The sequence below is a fragment of the Pseudolysinimonas kribbensis genome (assembly GCF_030161895.1).
Taxonomy (GTDB): Bacteria; Actinomycetota; Actinomycetes; order Actinomycetales; family Microbacteriaceae; genus Pseudolysinimonas; species Pseudolysinimonas kribbensis.
The window spans coordinates 714,872-736,779 of sequence record NZ_BSVB01000001.1 but is presented as its reverse complement, the minus strand read 5'-3'; the positions used below and the strand labels follow the sequence as shown (position 1 = coordinate 736,779).

Annotated in this window: 17 protein-coding genes and 5 pseudogenes; 15 read left to right on the top strand and 7 right to left on the bottom strand. The window is 72.1% G+C overall.

Features of this window, described 5'->3' with window-relative positions; genetic code table 11:
* Position 1: 1 nt before the first annotated feature.
* The 5 genes from QQK35_RS04100 to QQK35_RS04080 form a co-directional block, all read right to left on the bottom strand.
* Positions 2-1,387, bottom strand: coding sequence for a putative T7SS-secreted protein (locus QQK35_RS04100; RefSeq protein ID WP_284253051.1), 1,386 nt, complete (start codon positions 1,385-1,387; stop codon positions 2-4).
* Entirely contained in the window at positions 1,384-1,713 is a 330-nt protein-coding gene (locus QQK35_RS04095) for a hypothetical protein (protein WP_284253050.1), read from the bottom strand. The genes QQK35_RS04100 and QQK35_RS04095 overlap by 4 nt, the downstream gene beginning before the upstream one ends.
* Before the next feature lie 80 nt (positions 1,714-1,793).
* Entirely contained in the window at positions 1,794-2,090 is a 297-nt protein-coding gene (locus QQK35_RS04090) for a WXG100 family type VII secretion target (protein ID WP_284253049.1), read from the bottom strand.
* A gap of 134 nt (positions 2,091-2,224) precedes the next feature.
* Positions 2,225-2,992, bottom strand: coding sequence for a hypothetical protein (locus tag QQK35_RS04085; protein ID WP_284253048.1), 768 nt, complete (start codon positions 2,990-2,992; stop codon positions 2,225-2,227).
* Positions 2,947-6,693 carry a type VII secretion EssC family protein gene (locus QQK35_RS04080; RefSeq protein ID WP_284253047.1) on the bottom strand — a complete coding sequence of 1,249 codons (3,747 nt, stop codon included), beginning with the start codon at positions 6,691-6,693 and terminating at the stop codon, positions 2,947-2,949. The genes QQK35_RS04085 and QQK35_RS04080 overlap by 46 nt, the downstream gene beginning before the upstream one ends.
* Positions 6,694-6,837: 144 nt before the next feature.
* On the opposite strand from QQK35_RS04080, the gene QQK35_RS04075 reads away from it, so the two are divergent.
* From QQK35_RS04075 to QQK35_RS04045, 9 genes and pseudogenes are all read left to right on the top strand, one after another.
* Entirely contained in the window at positions 6,838-7,386 is a 549-nt protein-coding gene (locus tag QQK35_RS04075) for an FHA domain-containing protein (RefSeq protein WP_284253046.1), read from the top strand.
* A gap of 452 nt (positions 7,387-7,838) precedes the next feature.
* Positions 7,839-9,260 (top strand): 3-isopropylmalate dehydratase large subunit, encoded by a 1,422-nt coding sequence (gene leuC, locus QQK35_RS04070; RefSeq protein ID WP_284253045.1) that lies wholly within the window; start codon positions 7,839-7,841, stop codon positions 9,258-9,260.
* Positions 9,260-9,856: a 3-isopropylmalate dehydratase small subunit gene (leuD, locus tag QQK35_RS04065; protein WP_284253044.1), complete on the top strand. Its 597-nt coding sequence runs from the start codon at positions 9,260-9,262 to the stop codon at positions 9,854-9,856. Before leuC ends, leuD begins: the two co-directional genes overlap by 1 nt.
* 105 nt (positions 9,857-9,961) lie before the next feature.
* Positions 9,962-11,286, top strand: a pseudogene (gene murA, locus QQK35_RS04060) (UDP-N-acetylglucosamine 1-carboxyvinyltransferase).
* Positions 11,287-11,475, top strand: a pseudogene (locus QQK35_RS19615) (1-acyl-sn-glycerol-3-phosphate acyltransferase); the annotation flags it as partial.
* Entirely contained in the window at positions 11,441-11,854 is a 414-nt protein-coding gene (locus QQK35_RS19610; RefSeq protein ID WP_348534992.1) for a lysophospholipid acyltransferase family protein, read from the top strand. The pseudogene QQK35_RS19615 and the gene QQK35_RS19610, both read left to right, overlap by 35 nt.
* Positions 11,749-12,045 carry a hypothetical protein gene (locus QQK35_RS19605; RefSeq protein WP_348535026.1) on the top strand — a complete coding sequence of 99 codons (297 nt, stop codon included), beginning with the start codon at positions 11,749-11,751 and terminating at the stop codon, positions 12,043-12,045. The genes QQK35_RS19610 and QQK35_RS19605 overlap by 106 nt, the downstream gene beginning before the upstream one ends.
* Positions 12,046-12,087: 42 nt before the next feature.
* Positions 12,088-13,119: an NAD(P)H-dependent glycerol-3-phosphate dehydrogenase gene (locus tag QQK35_RS04050; RefSeq protein WP_284255597.1), complete on the top strand. Its 1,032-nt coding sequence runs from the start codon at positions 12,088-12,090 to the stop codon at positions 13,117-13,119.
* Positions 13,120-13,127: 8 nt separating this feature from the next.
* Positions 13,128-14,221, top strand: a pseudogene (locus QQK35_RS04045) (D-alanine--D-alanine ligase family protein).
* Positions 14,222-14,227: 6 nt separating this feature from the next.
* On the opposite strand, the gene QQK35_RS04040 reads toward QQK35_RS04045, so the two are convergent.
* Complete coding sequence (locus tag QQK35_RS04040) at positions 14,228-14,770, bottom strand: DUF3515 family protein (protein ID WP_284253043.1); 543 nt, start codon at positions 14,768-14,770, stop codon at positions 14,228-14,230.
* A 25-nt stretch (positions 14,771-14,795) separates the two neighbouring features.
* Here QQK35_RS04040 and QQK35_RS04035 point away from each other — a divergent pair, with 25 nt between their 5' ends.
* Both QQK35_RS04035 and QQK35_RS04030 read left to right on the top strand, forming a co-directional pair.
* Positions 14,796-15,038 carry a hypothetical protein gene (locus QQK35_RS04035; protein ID WP_284253042.1) on the top strand — a complete coding sequence of 81 codons (243 nt, stop codon included), beginning with the start codon at positions 14,796-14,798 and terminating at the stop codon, positions 15,036-15,038.
* Complete coding sequence (locus tag QQK35_RS04030; protein ID WP_284255596.1) at positions 15,038-16,054, top strand: thiamine-phosphate kinase; 1,017 nt, start codon at positions 15,038-15,040, stop codon at positions 16,052-16,054. Before QQK35_RS04035 ends, QQK35_RS04030 begins: the two co-directional genes overlap by 1 nt.
* Here the strand turns inward: QQK35_RS04030 and rsmD are convergent.
* A pseudogene (gene rsmD / locus QQK35_RS04025) lies at positions 16,024-16,625 on the bottom strand (16S rRNA (guanine(966)-N(2))-methyltransferase RsmD). The gene QQK35_RS04030 and the pseudogene rsmD overlap by 31 nt on opposite strands.
* Before the next feature lie 113 nt (positions 16,626-16,738).
* Here rsmD and QQK35_RS04020 point away from each other — a divergent pair.
* The 4 genes and pseudogenes from QQK35_RS04020 to QQK35_RS20230 all read left to right on the top strand — a co-directional run.
* A complete protein-coding gene (locus QQK35_RS04020) occupies positions 16,739-17,797 on the top strand; it encodes a magnesium and cobalt transport protein CorA (protein WP_284255595.1) in 1,059 nt (352 codons plus the stop codon).
* Positions 17,788-19,980, top strand: a complete 2,193-nt coding sequence (locus tag QQK35_RS04015) for an ATP-dependent DNA helicase RecG (RefSeq protein ID WP_425564980.1) — start codon at positions 17,788-17,790, stop codon at positions 19,978-19,980. The genes QQK35_RS04020 and QQK35_RS04015 overlap by 10 nt, the downstream gene beginning before the upstream one ends.
* 64 nt (positions 19,981-20,044) lie before the next feature.
* Positions 20,045-21,373 (top strand): histidinol dehydrogenase, encoded by a 1,329-nt coding sequence (hisD, locus tag QQK35_RS04010; protein WP_284253041.1) that lies wholly within the window; start codon positions 20,045-20,047, stop codon positions 21,371-21,373.
* A pseudogene (locus QQK35_RS20230) lies at positions 21,370-21,798 on the top strand (LacI family DNA-binding transcriptional regulator); the annotation flags it as partial. The gene hisD and the pseudogene QQK35_RS20230, both read left to right, overlap by 4 nt.
* Between the last annotated feature and the right edge of the window lie 110 nt (positions 21,799-21,908).

The window sequence follows — 21,908 nt, the reverse complement described above, 5'->3', positions numbered from 1 at the left end:
ATCACATCTTCCCGACGAAGTCCTTGACGTTGCCCGCGAGCTCGGGCACCTTGCTGTAGCTGCCGCCGGCGAAGCCGGCGCCGTCCTTGATCAGGGTGATCGGATCGTGCGCGCCGAGGTCCTTGCCGAGGCCCATGATCTTGTTCTCGGTCGTGTACATCTGGAAGCCGGTGAGGGCGACGGCCTTGGCCTTCATGCCGGTCGTGACGACGACGCGCGAGTCCTTCGCCATGTGCGCGGCCGAGAGCAGATCCTTGTTGAGCCCCGCCGCACCCTTCCAGTCGAAGGAGGGCTTGGGGAACGCGTTCTTGGCCGCCTTGCCCATGGCCTGGGTGAACGTGTACTCGCCCTTCTGGAACTTGCTCATGATGGCGAAGTCGTTACCCGAGCGGCGGAAGGGCTGTCGGAAGGCGTCGGTGAGCGGCTTGCGCACCGCCTTGCGCGCCGCCTTGAAGCTCATGAACTCCTTGCTGCCCTTGGTGACGCCCTGCAGCTCGCGCAGCTCCTTCGAGCCCTTCAGGCCGGTGGACAGGATCATCGAGCCCTTGAGCTCCTTGGCGGCCATCGCGAACAGCTTGCCGCCGAAGATCGTCAGCACGCACATGGCGGCGGCGCCCAGCACGGCCCACCAGGAGCCGTTGCCCTGCACCGCGGCGACGATCGACTCGACCAGCGTGATGAGCGCGCCGATTGCGGCGAGCACGAGCAGGATCTGGCCGAAGATCGGGATCCAGCCGAGGAAGATCGACAGGAATCCGGCCACGTCGCAGATGAACTTGACGACGTTCAGGATCTTGCTGCCCCAGTTGTCCCACCAGGAGTCCTTCAGGCCGTGCTCTTTCTTGCCGGAGACGACCTCCTTGATGAGCCCGATGGCCTTGTCCGCCGCGGTGTTCTTGAGGTTCTCGGCGTCGTGCCACTTCTGCTGGGCGGCGCGCAGGGCGCCGTCGGCATCCCCGGCCGCATCCGACGCCTGGGAGGCGGCCGTGGTCTTGTCGGACTTGTCGGCGTCGCTCGCGTCGTCGGCGTCCTGCTGGGCGGTCCGCGCGGCGGTGTGCGCGTGGTCGGCGTCCTGCTGCTTCTGCTCGATGTCGGGGATGGCGCGGTTCGCGTCCTCCTGAGCGGTGCGCAGCGACGACGCGTACTCGAGCAGGGCATCCGCGGTCTGCTGATAGCGGTCGTGGGCCTTGTCGATGTCGTCGGCGACGTCGTGCGCGGAACTGCGGACGGCGTCGACGGCCTTGCTCTTCATCGTGTCTTCGTCGTGGATCTTGCGCAGCGTGATCACGGAGCGCGCGATGGCCTCGCCGATGTGCTTGTAGTGGAGCGCCTTGGTGCGCAGCAGGTCCGGGTCGCCCTTCAGCGGCTTGTACTCGGTGTCGCTCATTTCGCGCCTCCGATCTTCTGCTTCTGCTGCTCGGTGTGGGCGTCCTCGAGGGCCTTGGCGAGTTTGCTGTCGACGGTGGTGAAGCCGTCGGTGATCGCGCTGATCTGCTTCTGCAACGCGTCGACGTTGGCGGTCATCTTCTTGCGCTTGTCGTTCCACTTGTGCGCGAAGTCGCGCACGCTGTCGTGGAGGGCGTCGTGGCCGGTGGCGTCGGCGACGTCGTCGCTGAAGTCGTCGGCGTCGGTGAACTCCTTGACGATCGCGTCGAGGTCCTTCTTGAGCTGCTTCAGCAGCGGGAGGTCGACGGAGAGGTCGGGGCCGGCCATGCGACGTTTCCTTTCTGGGTGGTGCAGTGACGTGGCGGACGGGTGCGGGGGCGACGGATGCCGGCGCCCCCGCGCGCGGCTCAGCCGCCGATGCCCTTGGCGAGCTGCTGGTCGACGTTCTGGAGGGCGTCGGCCGCCTTGGTCAGGAACTGGCTCATGCCGTCCAGGCCGTTGACGGCGTCGGTGGTGCCCTTGGTGAACTGCTCGTACGACGAGTGGAACGCGCCCGAGGCGGAGTCGGTCACGAAGCCGCCGTTGACGAGGTTGTTCACCAGCGTCTGCAGCTCGTGAAGCTTCGCGGTGATGTCGTCCTTGCCGGAGATGAGGCGGTTCGCCGCGTCGGTCATCTCCCCGTAGGTGACGTTCATGTTGGCCATGAGGGGTATCCCTTTCGGTAGTGGAGTCGGGCCGGGAATCGACCGCGTCTTGATGCCTTCGACGCTAACCCGGATGAGAAGGGCTCGGAATGGGGAGGACTCCCCATCGGCCCCGTCACCGGCTTCCGGGCAGGTCAGGAGGGCAGCGGCAGCTGCACCCGCGCGAACCTGCCCCGCGCGATGTAGACGCCCCGCCCCGGCGGGAACTCGTTCTTCTGCAGCCGGGGCAGGGCCGTCTTCAGCAGGATGTCGCCGTCGATCGAGTCGGGCTGCAGCAGCAGGCCGCGGCGCCCGTTCTTGAACTCGCCCATGAGCGGCCAGGACGATCCCCACGCGGAGGTCTCGGCCTCGGCGACCACGAGGTGCTCCGACTTCTTCGCCGCCTTGGCCAGCTCGACGATGGGCCCGTCCGCCGACGACTGCAGGAACTCGCCGAGCGACTCGATCACGACCGCGATCCGCCCCTCGGTGTCGTCGTCGGTCATGGCCTGCGCGAGCGCGCGGGCGAGCTCGGCCGCCTCCTCGGGCCTCGTCGCCGTCTCGACCCACTCGAGCGCCGCCGCGACCGGAGAGCGCCTGGACCCGATGTAGTACAGCCGGGTCTCCGGATCGAAGCGCTCGAGCGCCTGCGCGATCGAGATGAGCGACGTCGTGCGCCCGGAGGCCGGCGGCCCCGCGACGAGCACCGTGCCGCTCGGCTCGAACGGGTACGGGCCGAGATCGAGGTCGCTGATGCCGAGCACCGGGCTGCCGCCGAGCGTCGCCGGCAGTTGCGCCGCCGTGTACTCGGCGGGGAGCGAGCCGATGCCGGGTGCGGGCGTGACGCCGGCTCGGCGCATGGCCTCGCCGAGCTCCTTCATCGCGGCGGACTGATCGGCGACGATCGGGCTGCCGCCGAGCACCGCGATCTGGGTCTCCTCGCGATCGACGATGGCCCGCCCGGGCGCCGATGCGGGGAGAGGATGTCGTTCGGCACGTCCAGCATCCCGTAGCTGTCGTCGGCCAGCCGCAGCACCACGCGGCGCTGGATGCTCGACGAGATCGAGGTCGGCACCGCGCCCGGCCGGTCGGCCGTGAGCGCCACGTGGATGCCGAGCTGACGCCCGTCGCCCAGGATGTCGCGGAAGACGTCGTACCACTGCGATCTCCCGGCGGGGATCTCGAAGTCCTCGCGGAAGTTGGGGAACCCGTCGATGAGCAGCAGGATGCGCGGGCGCCCGGCCTCGCCGGAGAGCGTGCGGTACTCGGTGATGTTCGCGGCGTTGCTGCCCGCGAACAACGGCCCGCGCTCCTCGAGCTCGTTCTTCAGCATCCGGAACAGCCGCACGACGCGCTCCGCGTCCTCGCCGGGGATCACGGCGCCTACGTGCGGGAGGTTCTCGAGCATCCGGAGGCTGCCCGAGCCGAAGTCGAGCGCATAGACCTGCACCGGCCCGCCGCGCGGCGTGATCGCCCCCGCGGCGGCGAGGGTGCGCAGCACCGTCGACTTGCCCGAGCCGCCCGTGCCGTAGATCGCGAGGTGGCCGTCGACGTCCGGCGTGAAGTAGACGGGCTGCTGCACCTGCAGGTCCGGCAGGTCGGTGACCCCGAGCAGGAGCTCGGCGTCGGTGCGCTGATGCAGCCGCGCCAGGTCGTACACCGAGGCGAGCTCGTCGAGCCACGGACGCCGGGGCGCCGGGATGGCCGCGGCGCCCGCCGCCTGGATCATCCGCGCGACGAGCCGCTGCTGGTCGGTCGGGCCGAGGTCGCGCTCCTCCTCCGGGGCCTCGCGGCGCGGCTCCTCCCAGCGCACCTCGCCGCCGAAGCGCAGCTCCGTGATCTCGACGTTGGCCTGCTCCGGTTCGCGGCTCGTCCAGCCGCCGGCGTAGGCGGACTGGAACATCGTGAGGCGGCCGGGGCCCGTCTTGGCCAGGCCGCGCCCGGGCAGGCCGGGGTCGAAGCCGCCCGCGTCCTTCGTGCCGACGACATCCTCGCTGTCGGACTCGTCGGCCATGCGCAGCGCCACCCGCATGTTGGTGTTCGCGCGCAGGTTGTCCTTGATGACGCCCGCCGGCCGCTGCGTCGCCATGATCAGGTGGATGCCGAGCGAGCGACCGCGCTGGGCGATGTCGACGACACCGTCGACGAACTCCGGCACCTCACCCGCGAGCGCCGCGAACTCGTCGATGACGAGCACGAGCGCGGGCGGGCTGTCGGGGTCGCCGCGGCGCTCGAGTTCGAGCAGGTCCTTGGCCTTCTTGCGGTTGAGCAGGTGCTCGCGGTGGTGCAGCTCGGCGCGCAGGCTGGTGAGCGCGCGCCGCACGAGGTGCGGGCTCAGGTCGGTCACGAGCCCCACGCAGTGCGGCAGCGTCACGCAGTCGGCGAACGCCGAGCCGCCCTTGTAGTCGACGAAGAGGAAGGTCACCCGGTCGGGGCTGTACTCGGCGGCCATGCCGAGCACCCAGGCCTGCAGGAACTCCGACTTGCCGGCGCCGGTCGTGCCGCCGACGAGGGCGTGCGGACCCTGTGTGCGCAGGTCGAGGTGCATGGCGTCGACGCCCGCGGAGCCGATGATCGCGCGCAGCTTGCCGGGGCGGCGCTTACGGGGCACGAGGCCGGGAGTGCGGTCGTGGATCGACTCGTTCTGCCGCCAGCGGTCGATGACGGCGTCGCTGGACTCGACGAGCTCGTGGCCGAGGAGCGTCACGAGGGAGACGGTGCGCGGCAGGTCGCTCGAGTCGGCGACCACCGCTCCCGCATCGATGACCGGCGCGAGCCGGCGCGCGTAGTCGAGCGCCGCCGTCCCGGTGACGCGCTCTGCGTTCACGCCTTCGATGGTCTCCCCGAGCCGCACCAGCCCGACGCGCGCGGTGTCGCCGTCGAGGGCGACGAACGTGCGGCACACGGCGGGCAGCGCCTCGACGTCGCGCGCCATCCAGATCGGGAACACGCCCGCGTCGGCCGCCTGCTCGGCGAGCTGCACGAGCCGGCCGCGGTCGACCGGCACGTCGTCGGAGATGACCAGGATGACGGCGGGGATCGGCGACTCGGTGCCCTGCCCCGTCTCGTGCCCGACCTTCGCCCCGCGCTCGAGCGCGAGCTCGTCCTGCTCGGCCGCCCCGCGGCGCCGGGCCTCGAGCTTCGCGAGGCGCGACGCGATGAGACCCTCGACGCTCGAGACGAGCTGGGCGGCGCTCGCCGGGCTGTCGGCGAGCTGCACGCCGTCGAGCGGACTCTGCGGGGATGCCGTGTGCGGCAGCCACTTGAGCCAGTCCAGCTGCGCCGACCAGGCGGGGGTGATGGCGGCGGCCACCACGACCTCGGACGGCGAGTGCAGCCCGGTCAGCTGCACGAGGATCGCGTTGGCGGCCTCGGCCGCCGCGGCCCCGTCGCCGGCGATGCCGAGCGCACCCGCATCGTGCAGGTTGTCCACGATGGGCACGTCGGCGACCTCGCGATTGGCCGCGAGCACCTCGTCGAAGCGCTCCTGGTAATCCGGCAGCGCCGTCGGCTTGCGGTCCTCCTGGATCGAGTTGCGGGAGGACATCCTCCCGATCCCCAGCCGCACGTTGAGGAACGACCAGTGCTCCGGCCGCCGGGTCCAGAGCAGCGGGCCCCGGCGGGTCGCCGCATCGAGCACCTCGGCGGTCGCGGGGGCCTCGCGCAGGCGCTGGTCGCGCTCGCGGACGCGCTCGGTCTCCATGTCGGCCGTGAGCTTCGTCAGGTGCTCGTCGAAGCGCGCCTTGTCGCGCTTCTGCTTGCCGCGCCGGGTGAAGAGCTGGCTCACGTAGTTGCCGATCATGAGGATCGGCGACAGCGCGACGTAGATGAGCGAGGTGGGGTTCTGGCTCACCACGAACATCACGGCGCCCATGCCGAGCGGGGCGACCATCGCGACGTACGGGAACGGCGGGTTGACGACCTCCTCCGGCACGGCGGGCCCGGTGTACGCCTGCCCGGCGTACCGCGGCTCGACGACGGGGGAGCGGTTGAAGAACACGGGGCCGGCGGTCGAGGCGACCTCGCCGCCGCCGAGGCGGCTGATCTCGAGCTCGGTGTCGCCGATCACCGCGGTGACCGCGTCCTCGACGACGAGGCGACCGGAGAGACCGCCGTCGACGAGCACGCCGTTGGCCGAGCCGAGATCGATGACCTCGACCGACGATCCGAGCTCGAGGCGTGCGTGCCGCTTCGACACCAACGGGTCGTCCGCGAGCACGATGTCGCAGTCCGGGTCGCGGCCGATGACGACGGTGCCCGGGGCCAGGTCGATGCTGCGGCCCGCCTGCCCGCCGCTCAGGATCCGCACCCGCGCGACCGGCGGACGGTTCGGCGCCGCGGTCGGGCGCACGGCGCCGTCCACGATCTCGATGCTGGCGCCGGAGCCGATCCAGGCCTCGCCGACCGGGGCGTCCGGGGGCAGCACCACAGGGGTCCCGGTGCCGGGCAGCTCGGCGCGCAGCGTACGCACGCCCGCGGGTGCGGTCGCGGGCGTGCCGGCGTGCGCCGGATCGACCCGCTCGATCGCGGCAGCGACCTCGGCGATGCTCGCTCCGGCGTCCGTGGTGACGACGATGTCCGCATCGTGACCGCCGCCGCGTCGCAGTGTCAGCTTGAGTCGCACGCGCGCCCTCCCTCGCAGACCGGAACGATCCTCGCATGAGCCGTCGGCGAGGCCGCCCTCCATCCCATCCCCTCCCGCTCCCGGACGACATGGGCAGCGGTCCCCATGCCGGATAGGGTGGGACGGTCGGAGAGGGGAGCGCCGATGACCGACGAGCCGTTCCTCATCACCCCGCCGCCCGGGCTGCTGCCGCCGCCGCGCGAGCCCGCTCCGGATGCCGTCCCCGTGACGACCGCATCGGAGACCGTCCGCCTGGGCGGGGCCGGCATCCCCGTGCAGCCGCCCGTGGCACCGGTGACCGCACCGACCGCGGCGTCGGCGCCCGTCGTGTCGGTGCCCGCTCCGTCGGCGGCGGCGACGCCCGGCGCGTGGTTCGTGCGTCTGGCCGACGGCACGGAGCACGAGCTCGGGAACGACGGCGTCGTGCTCGGCCGCAACCCCTCGGCGCCGTCCGCCCGGCCCGCCGCCGTCCCGGTCAGGGTCGACGACCCGGGCCGATCGGTGTCGAAGACGCACGCCGCGATCGTGCCGGAGGGCGACCGCGTGCGCGTGCTCGACCTCCGCTCGACGAACGGCGTCGCGGTGACCCCGCCCGACGGCGAGGCGACGGTCGTGCCCGCCGACGGGCTGCTCGCGGTCGCCGGCAGCGTCGTCGCCCTCGGGGACTATCCCATCGCGCTCGCCCGCCGCTGAGCCCCCCGCCCGCCCGCATCCGCCCCTAGCTGCCCCGCCACTCGCAGCCCCGGGTCGCCGGCATCCAGCCCCAGGTCGCCGGCATCCCCCGCCCCAGGTCGCCGGCATCCCCCGCCCCAGGTCGCCGGCATCCCCCGCGGCTGTCAAAAGTTCAGGACGGAACCGGCGCGTCGGTCACGCAGAGGTCGCGGCGCGCGACCGGTTCCTGCACTTTCGACCGGGTCGGGTCGGGGCGGAGAGCGGGAGCGGATTGAGCGGCACGAGGCGCAGCGGTACGGGGCGCAGCGGCACGGGCGCAGCGGAGTCGCCTTCCGCCGCGGTGGTACCCTGCTGGTGATGCGTCATCAGCTCCTCCTTCGTCGCCGCGACGAGGCCTAGCACCCGGCCTCCTCGTCGCGGAGTCGACCGTGGGCCGGATCACCCGGAGTAGCACGGAACAACGGAGTAGAGCCATGAGCGGCAGGACCCTGGCGGAGAAGGTCTGGTCGGACCACCTGGTCAGCAAGGGCGACAACGGCGAGCCGGACCTCGTCTACATCGACCTCCACCTCGTCCACGAGGTGACGAGCCCGCAGGCCTTCGACGGCCTGCGCGCGGAGGGCCGGCCGGTGCGGCGCCCCGACCTCACGATCGCGACCGAGGACCACAACACGCCGACGCTCGCGATCGACCGGCCCATCGCCGACGTCACGAGCCGCACGCAGATCGAGACCCTGCGGCGCAACTGCGAGGAGTTCGGCATCCGGCTGCATCCGCTCGGCGACATCGAGCAGGGCATCGTGCACGTCGTCGGCCCGCAGCTCGGGCTCACCATGCCGGGCATCACCGTGGTCTGCGGCGATTCGCACACGTCGACGCACGGCGCGTTCGGGGCGATGGCGTTCGGCATCGGCACGAGCGAGGTCGAGCACGTGCTCGCCACCCAGACGCTGCCGCTCACGCCGTTCAAGACCATGGCGATCACGGTCGAGGGCGAACTGCGGCCCGGCGTGACGGCGAAGGACATCATCCTCGCGGTCATCGCGAAGATCGGCACCGGCGGCGGGCAGGGCTACGTGCTCGAGTACCGCGGCAGCGCCATCCGGAACCTGTCGATGGACGGCCGGATGACGATCTGCAACATGTCAATCGAGGCGGGCGCCCGGGCGGGCATGGTCGCACCCGACCAGACCACCTACGACTACCTGAAGGGGCGCCCGAACGCGCCGCGGGGCGAGGACTGGGATGCGGCAGTCGCCTACTGGGAGACGCTGCGCACCGACGACGACGCCGTGTTCGACGCCGAGGTGTTCCTGGACGCGAACGAGCTCGAGCCGTTCGTGACGTGGGGCACCAACCCCGGCCAGGGCGTGCCGCTGAACGGCACGGTGCCCTCGCCCGACGAGTACGCCGACCCCAACAACCGCGCCGCCGCCGAGCGCGCGCTGGAGTATATGGACCTCGAGGCCGGCACGGCGATGAAGGACATCCGCGTCGACGCGGTCTTCATGGGCTCCTGCACCAACAGCCGGCTGGACGATCTGCGCGCGTTCGCCGAGCTCATCAAGGGCCGCAAGAAGGCGGAGCACGTGCGCGTCATGGTCGTGCCCGGCTCCGCGCGGGTGCGGCTCGAGGCCGAGGCCGAGGGCATCGACAAGATCGTCGAGGAGTTCGGCGGCGAGTGGCGCTTCGCCGGCTGCTCGATGTGCCTCGGCATGAACCCCGACCAGCTCGCGCCGGGGGAGCGCTGCGCCTCCACGAGCAACCGCAACTTCGAGGGCCGGCAGGGCAAGGGCGGGCGCACCCACCTGGTGTCGCCGGTCGTCGCGGCGGCCACGGCGATCCGGGGCACGTTGTCGGCGCCGTCCGACATCCAGGCGGAGGTGCTGGCGTAATGGAGAAGGTCACGCAGATCACGGGCGTCGCGGTGCCGTTCCGCTACAGCAACGTCGACACCGATCAGATCATCCCGGCCGTCTACCTCAAGCGGGTCACCAAGACCGGCTACGACGACGCGTTGTTCGTCAACTGGCGTCAGGACCCGGAGTTCATCCTCAACCGGGCGGCGTACCAGGGTGCGAAGATCCTCATCGCGGGCCAGGACTTCGGCATCGGCTCGAGCCGTGAGCACGCCGTGTGGGCGCTGCGCGACTACGGCTTCCGCGCGGTCATCGCGCCGCGGTTCGGCGACATCTTCCGCGGCAACTCCGGCAAGCAGGGCTTGCTCACCGGCGTGGTGTCGGAGGCCGAGATCGAGCGCATCTGGCAGGCGCTCGAGGCCGAGCCGGGGCGGGATGCCACGGTCGACCTGGAGGCCCGCACGATCGCGGTCGGCGACCTCGTCATCCCGTTCGAGATCGACGACTACACCCGCTGGCGCCTGCTCGAGGGCCTCGACGACATCGGCCTCACGCTGCGCGACGAGGACGCCATCACGGCGTTCGAGGCGCGTCGCGAGGCCTGGCGCCCGACGACGCTGCCCGTGCGCTGAGGCGGCTGGGCGACCCCGCGATCCTCAGGGGTCGCGGGCTACACTCGCGAGGTGGATACGGTCACGGCGGGGCTCGCCAAGGACGCCCAGAAGGCGGGAGAGCGCGTGGGACTCAAAGCGGACTCGATCGTCATCGAGGGCGGCAAGCCGTTGCGCGGGCGCATCGAGGTACGCGGCGCCAAGAACCTCGCCACCAAGGCGATGGTCGCCTCCCTGCTCGGTGACACGCCGAGCCTGCTGCAGGACGTGCCCGAGATCAGCGACGTCGACGTGGTCTCGCGCATGCTCGACGCCTACGGGGTGGCCGTCACGAGCCCGGCGCCCGGCGAGCTGCTGCTCGACCCGGTCAACGTGGCGCGCAGTCACTTCGAGACGATCGATGCGCTCGCCGGCAGCAGCCGCATCCCGATCCTGTTCTGCGGGCCGCTCCTGCACCGCCTGGGCGAGGCCCTCATCCCGGACCTCGGCGGCTGCCGCATCGGCGATCGGCCCATCGACTTCCACATGGATGCCCTGCGCGCGTTCGGCGCGATCGTCGACAAGTCGTACGAGGGCATCCGGATCACCGCACCGGACGGGCTGCGCGGTGCGAACATCGAGCTGCCGTTCCCGAGCGTCGGCGCCACCGAGCAGGTGCTGCTCACCGCCGTCAAGGCCAAGGGCGTCACGGAGCTGAAGAACGCCGCCATCGAGCCCGAGATCATGGACCTCATCGCGGTGCTGCAGAAGATGGGCGCCATCATCTGGACCGAGGCGAACCGCACGATCTTCATCGAGGGCGTCGACCAGCTCTCGGGCTACACGCACCGGGCGATCTCGGATCGCAACGAGGCCGCCAGCTGGGCGGCGGCGGCGCTCGTGACCCGCGGCGACATCTTCGTCGGCGGCGCGAAGCAGCAGGACCTGATGACGTTCCTCAACGTCTTCCGCAAGGTCGGCGGCGCGTTCGACGTGCGCGAGGACGGCATCCGGTTCTGGCATCCGGGCGGAGCGCTCAAGCCCGTGCAGGTCGAGACCGACGTGCACCCCGGGTTCATGACGGACTGGCAGCAGCCGCTCATCGTCGCGCTCACCCAGGCCGAGGGCGTCTCGGTCGTGCACGAGACGGTGTACGAGAACCGCTTCGGCTTCACGGATGCGCTGAACGACATGGGCGCGGACATCGTCGTGCACCGCGACGGCCTCGAGTCGGTCACCCGGCGCGTGCCGCGGCGCAAGCTCGAGCAGGCCGCCGTCGTCACGGGCCCGACCCGCTGCACGGCGCCGAGGTGCGGGTGCCGGACCTCCGCGGCGGCTTCAGCTACCTCATCGCCGCCCTCGCAGCGCAGGGGCGTTCGCGCGTGAGCAACATCGGCATCATCAGTCGCGGCTACGAGCACTTCGTCGAGAAGCTCGAGGCGCTCGGCGCGGACTTCACCCTGGAGGCGTGAGTGGCGTCGACCTCTGACCGCTGGAACATCGGATGGAGGGTGGCTCAGCTGGTCGCCGTCCCGCTCGCCCGGCTGCTGATCGGCACGCGGGTCACCGGCGCGGAGAAGATCCCATCGACCGGGCCGTTCATCGTCGTTCCGAACCACTTCTCCGATGTCGACCCGATCGTCGTCGGCGTCGCGGTCTGGAGGGGCGGCGCTTCCCGCACTTCCTCGCGAAGGAGAGCATCTTCCGGGTGCCGGTGGTGGGCTGGTTCATGCGGGCGACCCACATGGTGCCCGTGCTGCGCGGCAAGCGCGGCGGCGCCGACCCGCTCGCCGCGCGCGCGCGCTGCTCGCCGAGGACGGCGGCATCGTGCTGTACCCGGAGGGCACCCTCACCCGCGACCCCGAGCTCTGGCCGATGCGCGGCAAGACCGGCGCCGCCCGGCTGGCGCTGCAGACCGGCGCCCCCGTCATCCCGTGCTCGCACTGGGGGATCAGAAGATCGCGCCGCGCTGGCAGCACAAGCTCAGATTCTTCCCGCGCACGACCGTCGACGTGGTGTTCGGCGACCCCGTCGACCTGAGCGCGTGGCTCGGCGGCCCGCTCGTCGGCTCGGCGATCAATGCGACCACGGATGCGATCATGGCCGCGATCACGGAGCTGGCCGAGCAGCAGCGCGGCGAGACCGCACCGGCCGAGCGCTGGGATCCGGCCGCGCACGGGCAGTCGGAGTTCGGCCGCGAGAACACGACGGGCACGATCAGCCCGAGCTGAGCCTGCTCCTCGACTCGCGCGGGGCAGAATGTCCAGGTGACGATGACGCAGCCGCTGCAGCTGCCGCCGCCCGGGATGCGCCGCGTCGCCGTTCTGGGCGCCGGATCGTGGGGCACGACGTTCGCGAAGGTGCTCGCCGACGGGGGCTCGAGCGTCGCGCTCTGGGCACGTCGTCCCGAGCTCGCGCGGGAGATCCGGGAGTCGCGCCGCAACTCCGACTACCTGCCCGGGATCAACCTGCCCCGCGGCATCGTCGCGAGCCCGCGCCTCGAGGAGGTCATGTTCGGGGCCGAGCAGGTCTACCTGAGCGTGCCGAGCCAGACCCTGCGCGAGAACCTGCGTGCGGTGCGCGAGCTGATCCCCGACGGGGCGATCGTCGTCTCGCTCATGAAGGGGCTCGAGATGCAGACCCGGCACCGGATGAGCGAGGTGATCCTGCAGGAGCTGGGCGGCGATCCGGACCGCATCGCCGTCGTCTCGGGTCCGAACCTCGCCCTCGAGATCGCCAAGGAGCAGCCGACCGCCGCCGTCGTCGCGTCGCGCAGCCTCGAGACGGCCGAGGAGATCGCGCGCGCCGCCACTAACCCGTACTTCCGCAGCTTCGTCAACACCGACGTCACCGGCACCGAGTTCGGCGGCGTGCTCAAGAATCTGATCGCGGTCGCGATCGGCATCGTCGACGGCGTCGGCTACGGCGAGAACACCAAGGCCTCGATCATCACGCGGGGTCTCGTCGAGATGACGGACTTCGCGGTCGCCCACGGCGCCCTGCCGGAGACGATGACGGGTCTCGCCGGCCTCGGCGACCTCATCGCGACGTGCGAGTCGCCGCTGTCGCGCAACAACACCGCGGGCCGGCTGCTCGGCCAGGGCTACGCCTTCCGCGAGGTCATCCAGCAGATGAACCAGACCGCGGAGGGGCTCTCGTCGGTCGCACCGGTGCTCGAGCTGGCCGAGGCGCGGGGCATCGGGATGCCGATCGTCAGCCAGGTCGCGCAGGTGCTCGCCGGTACGCTGAATCCGCGCGACATCGCTCCGCACCTCACCACCGACGACACGCCGCAGGGCGAGTAGGGAGCCCCGTGCCGACCCCGCCCCGGACCCGCGTCGCGCTCTTCTTCGGGGGTCGCTCCAGCGAGCACGCCATCAGCTGCGCGACGGCCGGCGGGGTGCTCGGAGCGATGGATCCCGAGCGGTACGAGGTCGTGCCGGTCGGGATCACGCCCGACGGGGCCATGACGCTGCGCGCCGCCGACGAGGTCGCGGCGTTCTCGCTCGACGAGCTGCCGCGGCTCGCCGACAACGGCACGCGGGTGCGACTGCCCGAGTCGGCGGCCTCGCGGGAGCTGACCGTCCAGGAGGGCGGTGCGGTCCGCTCACTCGGTGAGATCGACGTCGCCTTCCCGATCCTGCACGGGCCGTTCGGCGAGGACGGCACCATCCAGGGCGCGTTCGAGCTGGTCGGGATGCCGTACGTCGGCAACGGCGTGCTCGCGTCAGCGCTGGGCATGGACAAGCACTTCACCAAGACGGTGCTCGAGGGCGCGGGGATCGAGGTCGCGCCCTGGGCCACGGTGACGCGCGCGGAGCTGGCGCGGCATCCGGAGCTGTGGCGCCGTCGCATGGAGGGGCTGGGGCTTCCGGTGTTCGTCAAGCCGGCGCGCGCCGGGTCGAGCGTCGGGGTGACCCGCGTGACCGACTGGCCGCAGCTCGACGCCGCGCTCGAGGTCGCCTTCGCCGAGGACAGCCGCGTGCTCGTCGAGCAGGCCGTCGTCGGGCGCGAGCTCGAGTGCGGGGTGCTGGAGGGGCGCGACGGATCGCCGCCGCGGGTGAGCGTCGCCGGCGAGATCGCGATCACCGGGCGGGATTTCTACGACTTCGACGCCAAGTACCGGGGCGCCGACGGCATCCGGCTCATCTGCCCCGCCGACCTGCGCGAGCAGGAGCTGGAGCGGATGCAACAGATCGCGGCGCGCGCGTTCGAGGCGATCGGGGTGCCGGGCTCGCCCGGGTGGACTTCTTCTTCACGGGCACCGGGTTCGTCGTGAACGAGATCAACACGATGCCGGGCTTCACGCCGATCTCGATGTTCCCGAGCTGCTGGCTCGCGTCGGGGCTCAGCTATCCCGAGCTCATCGACGAGCTCATCGCGCTCGGCATCGGCGCGCTCCGCTGAGGCCGGTCACCCCGTCGGGGTCGGCGAGGGCGTCGGGGTGTCGCTCGAGGTGCCGCCGCCGGTCACGGTGTCCTCGGTCGAGGAGCACACGTGGCCGGTCTTCGGCAGCGCGGCGGCGATCTGGTTGCCGAGCTGATCGAGCACGACGCCGGGCGAGAGCCTCGTCGAGATCGTGAGCTGCGCCGCGGGGTCGCGGCCGAACGTCGTGAAGGTCCAGATCTTGGTCTTCGCGTTCTTCTGCCGCAGCCAGTACACCCCGCCCGTGTCCTGCACGCAGGGCAGCGCCGACGGACCCGGTACACGAACGCCGCAGCTCAGGATCACCGACGTCGGGTCGCCCCACGCCGCCGTCGACTGCGCGTCCGTCTCGCGATGCACGAGCACGCCGTTCTGACTGTCGAGCGTGTCGGGCAGGTGCACCATGACATCGGCGCAGTGCCGATCGTTCGCGTGCGGTGGCGCCGGATGCAGCGTCACGGTCGGTGCGCACCCCGCGAGCAGCGCGGCTGCCGCGATTCCGATCGCCGCCGCGAGAGCCCGTGCCTTCATCGCCGATCAGGCTAGCGTGGGCGCCATGGAGCACCCTGAGGCGGCACTCGCGGAATCCGACCTCGCCGAGGACGGCCTCGCCGCGCTGCTGGACGGGTCGGCCCGCGACGAGACGCCCCCGCGGACCGGACAACAGGTGCTGCTCATCGTCGTCGGCTGGCTGATCGTGCTCGCGATCGCGTGCGTCGTGGTCGTGCTCACGGCGCCCGCGATCGAGACGGTGATCGTCGCCCTGGTGCGGGCGTTCGTCCACGCCGGTCAGGCGTGATGCCGCCCGCGCTCGGAGACCACGGGCAGACCCTCGGCGAGGCAGGGGAGGCCGCGACCCTCGCGCGCATCTTCCCCCGGCTGCCGGAGGCCGATGCCGCCCTCCTCGGGCCGGGCGACGACGCGGCGGTGCTGCGGGCTCCCGACGGCCGCTACGTGGTCACGACCGACACGATGGTGCACGGCCCCGACTTCCGGCGTGCGTGGTCGTCGCCGCACGACCTCGGCTGGAAGGCCGCCGCGACGAACCTCGCCGATGTCGCCGCCATGGGTGCGGTTCCGACCGCGCTCGTCGTCGCGCTGGTCGCACCGCCCGAGACGCCGGTGTCCGACCTGGAGGCGTTCGCCGACGGGCTCCGCGATGCGTGCGCCGCACTCGCGCCGGGGTGCGGCGTGGTCGGCGGCGACCTCTCCGCGTCCGGGACGCTGACGATCGCGGTGACCGCGTTCGGCGACCTGCAGAGCCGGGAGCCGGTGCTGCGCTCCGGCGCGCGCCCCGGCGACGTCGTCGCGCTCGCGGGACGCCTCGGCCTCGCGGCCACCGGTCTGCTCCTGCTGTTCGAGCGCGGCGTGGACGCCGACGGCATCCCGGATGCCGCTGCCGCGGCCCGGCTGCGCGCCGCAGCGCCGGGGCCGGTCGACGCGCAGCTCGCCCCGTCGCCTCCGATCGCAGCCGGTCCCGCGGCGGCCCGCGCCCGAGCGACCGCCATGCTCGACGTGAGCGACGGGCTGGCGATCGACGCCCGTCGCATCGCCGCGGCGTCGGGCGTCGCCCTCGACCTCGATCCGGCCGCGATCGCCGCGATCGCCGGCACCGGGATCGATCCGCGGGTCGCCCTCTCGGGCGGCGAGGACCATGCGCTGCTCGCCACGTTCCCGCCCGATGCGGTGCTGCCGCCGGGCTTCGCGCCGATCGGACGGGTCGTCGAGGGCGCCGGCCTGCTCGTCGACGGCCGCCCTTTCGACGGGCGCGGGGGATGGGACCCCTACGCCGACTGGGACGGCGCCGCCGGCTGATCCCCGGGCCCGGGAACGAGCCAGAACAGCGCGGTCTCGCCGTAGTCGCGGCGTCGTTCGAGCTCGAGGCCGCCCGGCCATTCCGGCGGCCGGTCCCGGCCGGAGCGCTCGACCACGACCACGGCATCCGGCGCCAGCTGCGCGACGAGCGCCTCGAGGTCGTGCCGCAGCTCCGCTGCGCCGAGGTCGTACGGCGGATCGAGGAAGACGACGTCCCAGGTGCCACCACCGGCACCGAGGAACGACAGCACGGGCCGGCTCGACACGACGACCTCCGGCTGCGCGTCACGCGGTGCCGCCCGGCGCACGCGGGCGGCGTTGTCGTGCAGCACGCGGCTGGCGGCGGCCGCCCGATCGACGAGCGTCACGTGCGCCGCCCCGCGCGATGCCGCCTCGAGCCCGAGGGCTCCGGAGCCCGCGTAGAGATCGAGCACGCGCGCCCCTCGAGCACGTCGCGGGCCTGGAGCGCAGAGAAGATCGCCTCCCGCACCCGATCGCTCGTCGGCCGGGTGCCGAATCGCGGCACGCTCAACCGCAGCGACCCCGCATACCCAGCGATGATCCGCGTCACCCCCACACTCTGCCCGCGAATGACCGGATTTCGCGACGCGCGCGGCGGAGGAGCTGCACAAAGTGGTCATTCGCGGGCGGGGCCCGGGGGCCGACTAGCATCGGGGCGTGACGATGGCCGACACCTCCTCGGAGCGCGCCGGAGCGCGGCGCTCGGGGGTCGTCACCAACGCGGTGTACGAGAACGGCGCGCGCATCGCGTCGCCCTCGTCGCTGCACGAGACCTTCGACATGCTCGGCGCCCATCCCACGGCGCTGGCCTGGATCGGCCTGTACCGCCCGGATGCCGCGGAGCTCGCCGAGCTGAAGTCCGCGTTCGGCCTGCACGAGCTCGCGATCGAGGACGCGGCCCAGGGTCATCAGCGCCCCAAGCTCGAGCGCTACGGCGACACGCTGTTCATGGTGCTGAAGGCCGCGCACTACGACGACGCGGCCGAGGAGGTCGTCTTCGGCGAGCTGCACGTCTTCGCGGGCACGAACTTCCTGATCACCGTGCGGCACAGCGAGAGCCCCGACCTCGCGGGGGTCCGCCGCCGGATGGAGACCTCGCCCGACACGCTCAAGGAGGGCACCGAGGCGGTGCTCTACGGCATCCTCGACGCCGTCGTGGACGGCTACGGCCCGGTCGTCGCAGGGCTCGCCAACGACATCGACGAGATCGAGACGCAGGTGTTCGACGGCGACCCCCGGGTGTCCCGTCGCATCTACGAGCTCAATCGCGAGGTGATCGAGTTCGAGCGAGCCGTCTCACCGCTCAGCGCGATCATCCAGACCCTCTCCACGGGCTTCGCGGACGGCTACGTGGGCGAGGTGCTCGAGCAGTACCTGCGCGACGTCGCCGACCACGTGACCCAGGCCAAGGAGCGCATCGAGGAGTTCCGCGTGCTGCTGCGCGACATCCTCGCGGTGAACACCTCGCTCGTCGGTCAGCGCCAGACGGAGGAGGCGCGCGCGCTCAGCGAGGCGAGCAACCAGCAGGCGATCGAGTCGCGGCGCATCGCGGGATGGGCCGCCATCCTGTTCGCCCCCTCGCTCATCGCCGGCATCTACGGCATGAACTTCCGCAACATGCCCGAACTCGGCTGGGTGTTCGGCTACCCGATGGCGCTCGGGATCATGGCACTGTTCATGCTCATCCTGTACATCGTGTTCAAACGGCGCGGATGGCTCTGAGCTCGACGCCCGGCATGCCCGCCGCGCTGGACGCGAGGCTCACCACCGTGCTGGGCGGCCGCACCGCGCAGGCGGTGCAGAAGGCGTTCGGCTACGCGACGGTGGGCGAGCTGCTGGCCCACTACCCGCGGCGCTACGCCCGGCGCGGAGAGCTGACAGCGCTGGACGAACTGACGATCGACGAGGCGGTCACGATCGTCGCCGAGGTGCGGTCGGTCTCGGAGCGGCCGATGCGCAACCGGCGCGGGTCGCTCCTGGAGGTGTCGATCAGCGACGGGCGCGGCATCCTGACTCTCACGTTCTTCAACCAGGCGTGGCGCAAGAACGATCTGCGACCGGGGGTGCGCGGCATCTTCGCGGGCAAGGTGGGCGCGTACCGCGGCGCGCGCCAGCTCGCGCATCCCGACTACGAGCTCTTCGGAGACGGGGACGGCGGCGATGCCGGCGCGGCGATCGACCGCGCCGCGGGCTGGGCGGAGACCCCCATCCCCATCTACCCCGCGATCTCGACGCTCGCGAGCTGGCAGCTCGCCAAGGCGATCGGCGTCGCCCTCGACACCCTGCCGGCGGTGCTGGACGACCCGGTGCCGCCGGATGCCTCCGAGGCGCGGGGACTCATCCCGTTCCGGCGCGCGCTCGAGCTCGTGCACCGGCCGGCGACCGACGCCGACTGGCATGCCGCCCAGGAGGCGCTGCGCTTCCAGGAGGCGTTCGTGCTGCAGGCGGCTCTGCTGCGCGATCGCGCGGAGCGGCACGCCGAGTCGACGGCCGAGCGGCGGCCCGGATCGCGCTCCGCGGAGTTCGAGGAACGCCTGCCGTTCGCGCTCACGGGCGACCAGCTCGCGGTGGGTGCCGAGATCGAGCGCGACCTCGCGTCCGGCACCCCGATGAACCGGCTCGTGCAGGGCGAGGTCGGCTCGGGCAAGACGCTCGTCGCGCTGCGCGCGATGCTCGCCGTCGCCGATTCGGGAGGTCAGTCCGCGTTCCTCGCTCCGACGGAGGTGCTCGCCGGCCAGCATCTGCGCTCGCTCGTGGGCGCCCTCGGCCCGGATCTCGCGGCGCGCCTTCGGCCGATCCTGCTCACCGGCTCGATGCCCGCGGCGGACCGCCGCCGCGCGCTGCTCGCCGCCGCGAGCGGGGGCGCCGCGATCGTCGTCGGCACGCACGCGCTGCTCGGCGACCGGGTGCAGTTCGCCGATCTCGGCCTCGTCGTCGTCGACGAGCAGCACCGGTTCGGCGTCGACCAGCGCGAGGCGCTGCGGCTCAAGGGGCAGTCGCCGCACGTGCTCGTGCTGACCGCGACGCCGATCCCGCGCACCGTGGCGATGACGGTGTTCGGCGATCTCGACGTCTCCACGATCCGCGAGCTGCCCGCGGGCCGCGCACCCATCGAGTCGTTCGTGGTGCCGTTGGCCGACCACCCGGGCTGGGAGGGGCGGATCTGGCAGCGGCTCTCGGAGGAGCTCGGCCAGGGGCGGCAGGGTTTCGTCGTCGTGCCGGCGATCGACGCGAAGGCCGTCGAGGAGGGTGACGAGGTCGCACCCGAGCCGGAGGGCGAGGCGCCTCGCCCTCCGGCGAACGTGACGTCCACGCTCGCGATGCTGCGCCGGCATCCGGAGCTCGAGGGTCGCCGCATCGAGCCGCTGCACGGCCGCATGAGCTCCGACGAGAAGGACGCCACCATGCGCGCCTTCGCCGCCGGCGACATCGACGTGCTGGTCGCGACCACGGTCATCGAGGTGGGCGTCGACGTCCCGAACGCCTCGACGATGGTCGTGCTGGATGCCGATCGTTTCGGCGTCGCGCAGCTGCACCAGCTGCGCGGGCGGGTCGGCCGCGGCGGGGTTCCCGGCCTCGCCCTGTTCGTCACCGACGCCGAGCCCGGCACCCCGGCCCGCGAGCGGGTCGACGCGGTCGCCGCCACCCTCGACGGGTTCGAGCTCGCGCAGACCGACCTCGAGCTGCGCCGCGAGGGCGACGTGCTGGGTCGCGCTCAATCGGGCGGGCGCTCGTCCCTGCAGCTGCTGCGGGTGGCGCGCGACGGCGACCTCATCGCCGATGCCCGGGATGCCGTCCAGGCGGTGCTCGAACGGGACCCCGACCTCACCGGGCACGTCGCACTGCGTGCGGCCCTCGCCCGTCGCCTCGACGAGGCCGAGCGGGCGTTCCTCGCGAAGGGGTGAGGCGCGGGCGCGAGTCGTCGCGTGTGCTGTATACGTATCCATTGGATACGTATACAGTGACGGCATGACCGTCGAGTACACGACCCTGAAGGACGCGAGCGGCAAGCTCGCCCCGAGCGACGACGAGGGGGTGCGCGACACCGTCCGCGGGATCATCGCCGACGTGCGCGAGCGCGGCGACGCGGCCGTGCGCGAGTACTCCGAGCGCTTCGACGGGTGGACGCCGGAGTCGTTCCGCCTGAGCGATGCGCGGATCGCCGAGATCGTGGCGAGCGTCCCGCAGCAGGTCGTCGACGACATCCGGTTCGTGCAGGCGCAGGTGCGCCGCTTCGCCGAGGCCCAGCGCGCGTCGCTCACCGACTTCGAGCTCGAGACGCTTCCGGGGGTGCGACTCGGGCAGAAGAGCATCCCGGTGCAGGCCGCCGGCGCCTACATCCCCGGGGGCCGGTATCCGCTCACGGCCTCGGCGCACATGACGATCGTGACCGCGAAGGTCGCCGGCGTGCCGCGCGTCGTCGCCTGCACGCCGCCGATCCGGGGCGAGATCCCCGCCGCGACGATCGCCGCGATGTCGCTCGCGGGCGCCGACGAGATCCACCTGGTCGGCGGGGTGCAGGCGGTGGCGTCGATGGCGCTCGGCACCGAGAGCATGGCGGCCGTCGACCTCATCGCGGGGCCCGGCAACGCCTACGTCGCCGAGGCGAAGAAGCAGCTCTACGGCACGGTCGGGATCGACCTGTTCGCCGGCCCGACCGAGATCCTGGTGCTCGCGGACCAGACGACGGACCCCTTCATCGCCGCCGTGGACCTGCTCTCGCAGGCCGAGCACGGTCCCGAGTCGCCGGCCGTGCTCATCTCGACCGACGAGGAGGTCGCGCGGCGAACGCTCCAGCTCGTCGAGGAGCTGCTGCCCGGGATGCCGACGCGCGACATGGCCGAACCCGCCTGGCGCGACTTCGGCCGGGTCCTCGTGGTGACGAGCCGCGACGACGCCTGGGTGCTCGCCGACGACCTCGCGTTCGAGCACGTCGAGGTGCTGATGAGCGACCCGCGTGAGGCGCTGCAGCGCATGCACCAGTACGGCGCGCTGTTCCTGGGGGAGGGCACGACCGTCTCGTACGGTGACAAGGTGATCGGCACCAATCACGTGCTCCCGACGCGCGGAGCCGCGCGCTACACGGGCGGGCTCTGGGTGGGCAAGTACCTGAAGACCGTGACCTACCAGGAGGTCACCGACCCGGAGTCGAGCGCCCTGCTCGGCGAGATCTGCGGCCGGGCGGCCCGCGTCGAGCTCTTCGAGGGACACGCCCGAGCGGGCGATGTGCGCACCGCCCGCGTGCGCGGCACGTCGCTGCGCTGGACCGACCACCAACCCGCACCGGTGCGCGCGTGAGCCCGCACCCCGTCACGAGCGTCGACGTCGCGCGCGCCACGGGGCTGTCGCAGGCCACCGTCTCGCGGGCGCTCAACGGGGGCGTCGTCTCGGCGGCCGCACGCGAGCGGGTGCTCGCGGCCTCCCGTGACCTCGGCTACCGGCCAAACGACGTCGCGCGAGGTCTCGTGACGCGCCGCACCGGGACGGTCGGAGTGGTGGTCTCCGACATCCTGAACCCCTTCTATCCCGAGTTCCTCGAGGCGCTCGGCGCCGCGCTCGGCGCGCGGGGCGGGCGGATGCTGCTGCAGAACGCGGCGAGCGGGGGCGCCGAGGGCGAGGCGACGGCGATCGAGTCGCTGCTGCGGCAGCGCGTCGACGGCATCATCGTCACCGCTGCGACGGACGACTCGTCGGCCGTGCGCGAGCTCGTGGCATCCGGGTTCCCGGTCGTGCTCGCCCATCGCACCCTGCCGATCGCGGTCGATACCGTGGAGAGCGACAACGCGGGGGAGCCGCCCTCATGGCCGAGCTGCTGCATCGCCGCGGCCATCGC